General features: G+C 49.2%; 2 protein-coding genes and 1 pseudogene. 1 reads left to right on the forward strand and 2 read right to left on the reverse strand.

Annotation, left to right across the window (positions count from 1 at the left end):
* Window positions 1-238: 238 nt before the first annotated feature.
* A complete protein-coding gene (gene leuS, locus BWI93_RS07345; RefSeq protein WP_094809749.1) occupies window positions 239-3,022 on the reverse strand; it encodes a leucine--tRNA ligase in 2,784 nt (927 codons plus the stop codon).
* 120 nt (window positions 3,023-3,142) lie between these two features.
* Window positions 3,143-5,575, reverse strand: coding sequence for a helix-turn-helix domain-containing protein (locus tag BWI93_RS07350; RefSeq protein WP_094809751.1), 2,433 nt, complete (start codon window positions 5,573-5,575; stop codon window positions 3,143-3,145).
* Between the two features lie 448 nt (window positions 5,576-6,023).
* Here BWI93_RS07350 and BWI93_RS07355 point away from each other — a divergent pair.
* Window positions 6,024-6,532 (forward strand): annotated as a pseudogene (locus BWI93_RS07355) (asparagine synthetase B); the annotation flags it as partial.

The raw sequence follows: 6,532 nt of genomic DNA on the forward strand, positions 1-6,532 counted from the left end.
AAAACTCAAAACTCAAAACTCAAAACTCAAAACCGCAGCGGCGGCCGCTCAAAACCCTAAACTCCCCCAACAAAAAACCCCGGTAACACCGGGGCCTTTCTGCCTAACCATTAAACATTTCAACTAAACACTAAAGCCGGGTCGGCCTCTTGCTAGTAAAGAGACGACCCGGCTTTATACTTACTCTTATACGCTAAGCTAAAATTTCCCGGATTTCAGGACGGTACAGGATACCATACTAGATTACCACGTTGACAATCCGCTTGGGTACCACCACCACTTTCTTGGGGGTTTTGCCTTCCAGCCACTTCTGTACCGTTTCATTGGCCAGTACTTCCGCTTCAATGTCTTTCGGCTGAGCGTCAGCGGCAAAGGTTAGCGTGGCCCGTACTTTTCCGTTGATCTGGATCGGATAATCGAAGGAGTTTTCGACCAGATACGCCGGGTTGAATACGGGGAATGGCTGCTTCGTTACGGTACCGGGTTCGTTCCCCAAGGCTACCCACAATTCTTCACAAATGTGCGGAGCAAAGGGAGCCAGAATCCGAACAAAATCGCTCAGAATGACTTTCTTGTTACATTTCAGCGTAGTCAGTTCATTGGCCAGTACCATGAAAGCCGGTACGGACGTGTTGAAGGACAGGACTTCAATGTCCTCGCCTACTTTCTTGATTGCCTTATGCAGAGCTTTCAGTTCTTCGGGCGTGGGTTGCTGATCCGTGACCAGGTATTTACCCGTCTGATCTTCGTAGAACAACCGCCAGAGTTTCCGCAGGAAATTGAACGTTCCGCTGATGCCATTAGTATTCCAGGGTTTGGAATCCGTCAGTGGCCCAAGGAACATTTCGTACAGGCGTAAAGTATCGGCTCCGTATTTTTCTACTACATCATCAGGATTCACGACGTTGAATTTGGACTTGGACATTTTCTCCACTTCCCAGCCGCAAACAAACTTATCGCCGTCCATGATAAACAGGGCATCTTCGGGAACGTCCGTACGCGAAGCCCTGAATTTTTCTACATCCAGTACGTCCTGTTCTACGATGTTCACGTCCACGTGTAGCGGGGTGACGTCGTATTTGTCTTTCAATTCAAAGCTCACGAACGTTACTGGCTGTGATTCTTTCACCCGGTATATAAAGTTCGAACGCCCCTGAATCATCCCCTGGTTGACCAGTTTTTTGGCAAACTCTTCTTCGGGAGCAATGCCGATGTCTTTCAGGAATTTATTCCAGAAACGTGAGTATAGCAGGTGACCCGTCGCGTGTTCCGATCCTCCTACGTACAGATCAATGTTCTGCCAGTAGTCAATGGCTTCTTTCGAGGCCAGTTCGTTTCCGTTTTTCGGATCCATATACCGGAACCAGTACCACGACGAACCCGCCCAGCCCGGCATTGTACTCAGCTCGTACTCATACTCGCCTTTGTACTTCCAATCGGCAGCCCGGCCCAGCGGTGGTTCGCCCGTTTCGGTCGGCAGGTATTTGTCAACGGCGGGTAATTCCAGCGGCAGATCGCTTTCGTCGATTAGATACGGTAAGCCATTTTTGAAGTACACCGGTACGGGCTCACCCCAGTACCGCTGGCGACTGAATACGGCATCCCGCATCCGGTAGTTGACTTTCCCTTTGCCAAGGCCACGTTCTTCCAGCCAGTTCGTCAGCGTTTGTGTCGCTTCCTTGTACGTCATTCCGTTAATGATGCCGGAATTGATATACTGACCTTCTTTGGTAGCATCCGCCTGCTGATCGATGTCTTTCTGAGCATCCAGAATCGGTACGATGGGCAGATCGAAGTGTGTGGCAAAATTCCAGTCCCGCTGATCGCCGGAAGGCACGCCCATGACGGCACCCGTTCCGTAACCAGCCAGTACATAATCAGCCAGATAGATAGGGACTTTCGCTTCGTTAAATGGATTGATGACGTAGCTACCCGTAAAGACGCCGGATATTTTCTTCACTTCCATCATCCGATCCAGCTCCGAGCGGCGTTTGGTGGCATCTACGTACGCATCCACGGCTTCTTTCTGCTCGGGCGTCGTCAGCGAAGGCACCAGTTCGTGTTCGGGAGCGATTACCATGAAGCTCACGCCATAGATGGTATCCACCCGCGTCGTAAACACTTCAATTGTCTGTTCCTGACCTTCCACCTGAAACTTTACGCTGGCACCCTGCGAACGGCCAATCCAGTTGCGTTGCTGTTCTTTGATTGATTCCGACCAGTCGATCGTATCCAGACCATTCAGTAAACGGTCGGCGTAGGCCGTAATCCGCATCATCCACTGACGCATCAGTTTCTTTTCAACCGGAAAACCGCCACGTTCGGATACGCCGTCCTTCACCTCATCGTTAGCCAGAACGGTACCCAAACCCGGACACCAGTTCACGACGGCATCGGCCAGATACGTCAGACGATACTTCAGCGTAATTTCGTACTGCTCCTGTTCGCTTTTCGCCTGCCATTCTTCCGCTGTAAATACGGGTGCGTCTTCGTCGCAAACGGCATTTACACCTTTCGACCCCTTTTGGGCGAAGGTTTCCGTAAGCGTCGTGATAGGCAGAGCTTTGTCGGCGTCTTTGTCGTAATAGTGGTTGAACAATTGCATAAAAATCCACTGCGTCCATTTGTAATAATCGGCATTGGACGTGCGAACTTCCCGACTCCAGTCGAAGCTGAAACCGATGTTCTTCAATTGTTCAATATATCGGGTAATGTTTTGTTCGGTCGTAATGGCCGGGTGTTGCCCCGTCTGAATGGCGTACTGTTCGGCAGGTAGACCAAAACTGTCGAAACCCATCGGGTGCAGAACGTTGAATCCCTTCATCCGCTTGTACCGACTGAAAATATCGCTGGCGATGTAGCCCAGCGGGTGCCCTACGTGCAGACCCGCTCCGGAAGGGTACGGAAACATATCCAGCACATAGTACTTGGGTAATTCAGACTGGTTTTCGACGCGGTAGGTCTGGTTTTTCTCCCAGAACTCCTGCCATTTCTTCTCAATATCGCGAAAAGCGTACTCCATTGGTCAGTGTTCAGTTTACGGTTTTCAGCTTCTGAAACCGGTTTCAAGCCGCGAAAGTACGGAAATTTGAGCAGAAGGTAAGGAAGCTTTACATACCTTCCGCTTCCGGATTACCTAAACTTAATCCTGGAGCGATTCCAGATACTTTAAAGCGGCCTTGATTTCGCTATATGAAACGGCTTCGCCCAAGGCCAGTTTTATTTCACCTAACGACTGCTGGGGATGTTCCCGCACGTACTCAATGGTTGGCATCAATCGAGTTTTCGGGTATAGATCATACACATCCAGCTCGCCCACACCCACGTAATGCAGCAGGTGTCCTTCGATAGTACCGACATTCAGACCGCGTTCCTCGGCAATTTCTTCCAGTGTTTTCCCGTCCTGAAACAGCTCGAAGCTGACGCGTTTGGTATCTACCTTTTCTTTCTTCAGCGGAATCTCAATGACTTCTTTTTCTACCCGATTTTCTTCGCAGTACTCCTGAATGATCTCAATGATTTCCGACCCAAATTCTTTGACTTTTGCCTTACCAATCCCTTTCACAGTTTCCAGTTCGGCCAGTGTGGTAGGCAGTACTTCCACTAATTCAACGAGTGATTTTTGGGGCAAAATGATGTATACCGGCACATCCCGTTCCGCCGCCTGACTGTCCCGCCAGGTCTTCAAGGCGTAGTACAGCTCGGGGTGAGCCATGTCTTTACTTGCTCTGGGGCTCGATTTACTACTGGTCGCGGCCGCTTTGGTTCGCACCTTGAAATCAATATCCGCATTGGCTTTCGCCCGCAGGTAATCGCTGGTCGTAAAGCCTTTCATGCCAGCCTGTAACGTCGCTCGCTTGATAGCCACGAGTCGCTGGTAGTTTTCCAGAGCCTGCCCCACTGACTTTTTCACCAGTTGGTTGTCCGTTTCCACGTCCAGCGTCTCGGCGTCAAAAATGCTTTCAAATTTTTCCAGAAAGTACTGACAGCCTTTTTGTACGCGGCTCATCAAAGCCTCCTGTTCTTCCGGCAAGCCTCCCTGCTGAAAATACTGCGACAATTGCTGCTGAAATTTTCCGGAAACGCTATCAATCGCCTCTTCGGAAGCGGTTCGAATCCGTTGCAGGGCCTGACGAATGGCCGGATTGATTACCGTCTGATGCGTATCAAGCAGTCGGCCCAAATACTGTCTGGTCGAGCGAATTTCCGAGAAGTTGAACAGTTCGTATAAAATCGTTTGCTGAAAGGCAATTTTGGCTTCTCTCAGTTGTTTTTCATCAGGAATCTGCTGGCTGGCCGCCCGGTTATACGCGGATACCAATCCATCCGTTTTGACACTGCTCAACGAAAGTGGATTTCGCAGCACCATGCCTTCAAAACTTTTGCAGCGACTCAGGGCTACGTATACCTGTCCGTGGGCGAAGGAAAGATTGGCGTCGATAATGGCTTTTTCGAAGGTCAGTCCCTGACTTTTGTGAATTGTAATGGCCCAGGCTAGTTTTAGCGGCATCTGAGTGAAGCTGCCAATTACCTGCTCTTCAATCTCTTTCGTTTCTGCATTCAGGATGTACTTCACATTTTGCCATTCCACGGGCTGTACTGGAATTTCGGCGTAATCTTCCTTGCACTTGACGTAAATGGTTTCGTCTTCGATGCGGGTAATTCGACCGATTTTCCCGTTATAAAACAGCTTGTCCCGTGAAGCGTCGTTTTTAACGAACATTACCTGGGCATTGATTTTCAGCGTCAGTTCTGGTTCGGTAGGATAGGCATACGTCGGGAATTCATCCTTGATTGTAGCTTCAAACGTATATTTCTTGCCCTTTAGCTCATCTAATTTTACTTTGTTGATTTTCAGAGCCGTATCGTTATGGGTAGTCAGCGTAATGTACCCTTCGTCTTCCTTCGGTTTAAAATCCGGAATATGCCGCTGATTGAGGGCCTGCAAGGTTTCGGTACTCAACTGATTTTCCCGAATCTGATTCAGTAAGTCAATAAAAAAGGTATCTGACTGCCGGTAAATGTGCGTTAGTTCAATCCGGACGGGATTACTTTCCTGCAAAGCCCGGCTACTGAAAAAATAGACGGAGTTGTAATAAGGTTTTAGTAAGGCCCATTCTTCGTCTTTAATCACCGGTGAGAGCTGGTGCAAGTCGCCAATCATCAGCAACTGTACGCCGCCGAAGGGTAAGTCCCGATTCTTGTACCGCCGCAGAACGTCGTCGATTCCGTCGAGCGTATCGGCCCGCACCATACTGATTTCATCAATGACCAGTAAATCCAGGCTTTTGATGAGGTTGATTTTTTCCTTGCCGAAACGAAACTGCCGCTGCGTCGAGCCGTCGGGTACGTACGGACCAAAGGGTAGCTGAAAAAAAGAGTGAATCGTAACGCCCCCGGCATTGATGGCAGCTACTCCCGTAGGAGCGACAATGGCCATTCGCTTTTGCAGGGTTTTCTTTAATCCGTGTAAAAAGGTAGTCTTTCCGGTACCGGCTTTTCCGGTCAGAAAAATGTTTTTATTGGTAAAATGGATGAACTCGGCTGCCAGTTGTAAGGGCGTATTGGATTCCATAATGCAGTGTAAGAAGCTCGGCAAAACTGAATAAAAAACACCTTCAGTCTTTTCAAAGACCAAAGGTACTGAGGGAACGGTAAAGGTGCTTGCCGCTTTTTTAACCGTTAGGGCAATGACAGGTACTCGATTCCACCCACTACTCTTTCCACTTTGTTCAGCAGCTAGGCTGGATTCGAGTATCTATTACCCGGAAAGAAAATTACTACCCCCTAACAACCAGCAACGATCAACTTAAAACTAACGAGCGATCGCCGACCGCCATCAATTCCCCAGAAACTCCTTTCTCTAACCCCGTCCAACCCCTGTAAGTTCTTCCGGTAAGTATGAGGCATCGTGATTTTCCGGGCCTGCGTCGCGAATGCATAGGAAAGACTAAAAGGATTCCATAACTTACAGATACTCTTCCAGTTACTCTTTGCTTTCGGTATGGTAAATCACTACGAACATGAGGACATTCGGGATTATCTGTTTTTTAGGGCTACTGGTAGTTGCCAATAGCTGGGCCAACTCGCTGCTGATTCCCATGGATGCCCAGCAGACCAATCATCTCAAAGCATACGGGCTGGCGTATCGGGAGCTGAAAGCGGATCGGGAGATAGACTGGCTCCTCAACTATCGGGGCGGTAGTTTTCTGATGCAGTATTCGAAAGAGCTGGATCTGGAATGTAAACTTCGCGGCGTTTCCTACGAAGTCATTTCCGACGCGGCGGTGACTACCCTACTCCAGTCGATCACGAATCCGAACGTGAATATGGACGTGGTGAAACTATATAAAGCCGCCCGTATTGTCGTGTATAGTCCCATCAAAGTAAGTAAGGCGACCTTCGAAGATACCGATGCTGTATTGCTGGTACTCAACTACGCCGAGATTCCCTACGAAGTGGTCTACGACGAGGAAATCCTGCGGGGTGACCTACACCTCTACGACTGGCTACACCTGCACCACGAAGACTT

The sequence above is a fragment of the Siphonobacter sp. BAB-5385 genome (genome assembly GCF_002261125.1).
Classification (GTDB): Bacteria; Bacteroidota; Bacteroidia; order Cytophagales; family Spirosomataceae; genus Siphonobacter.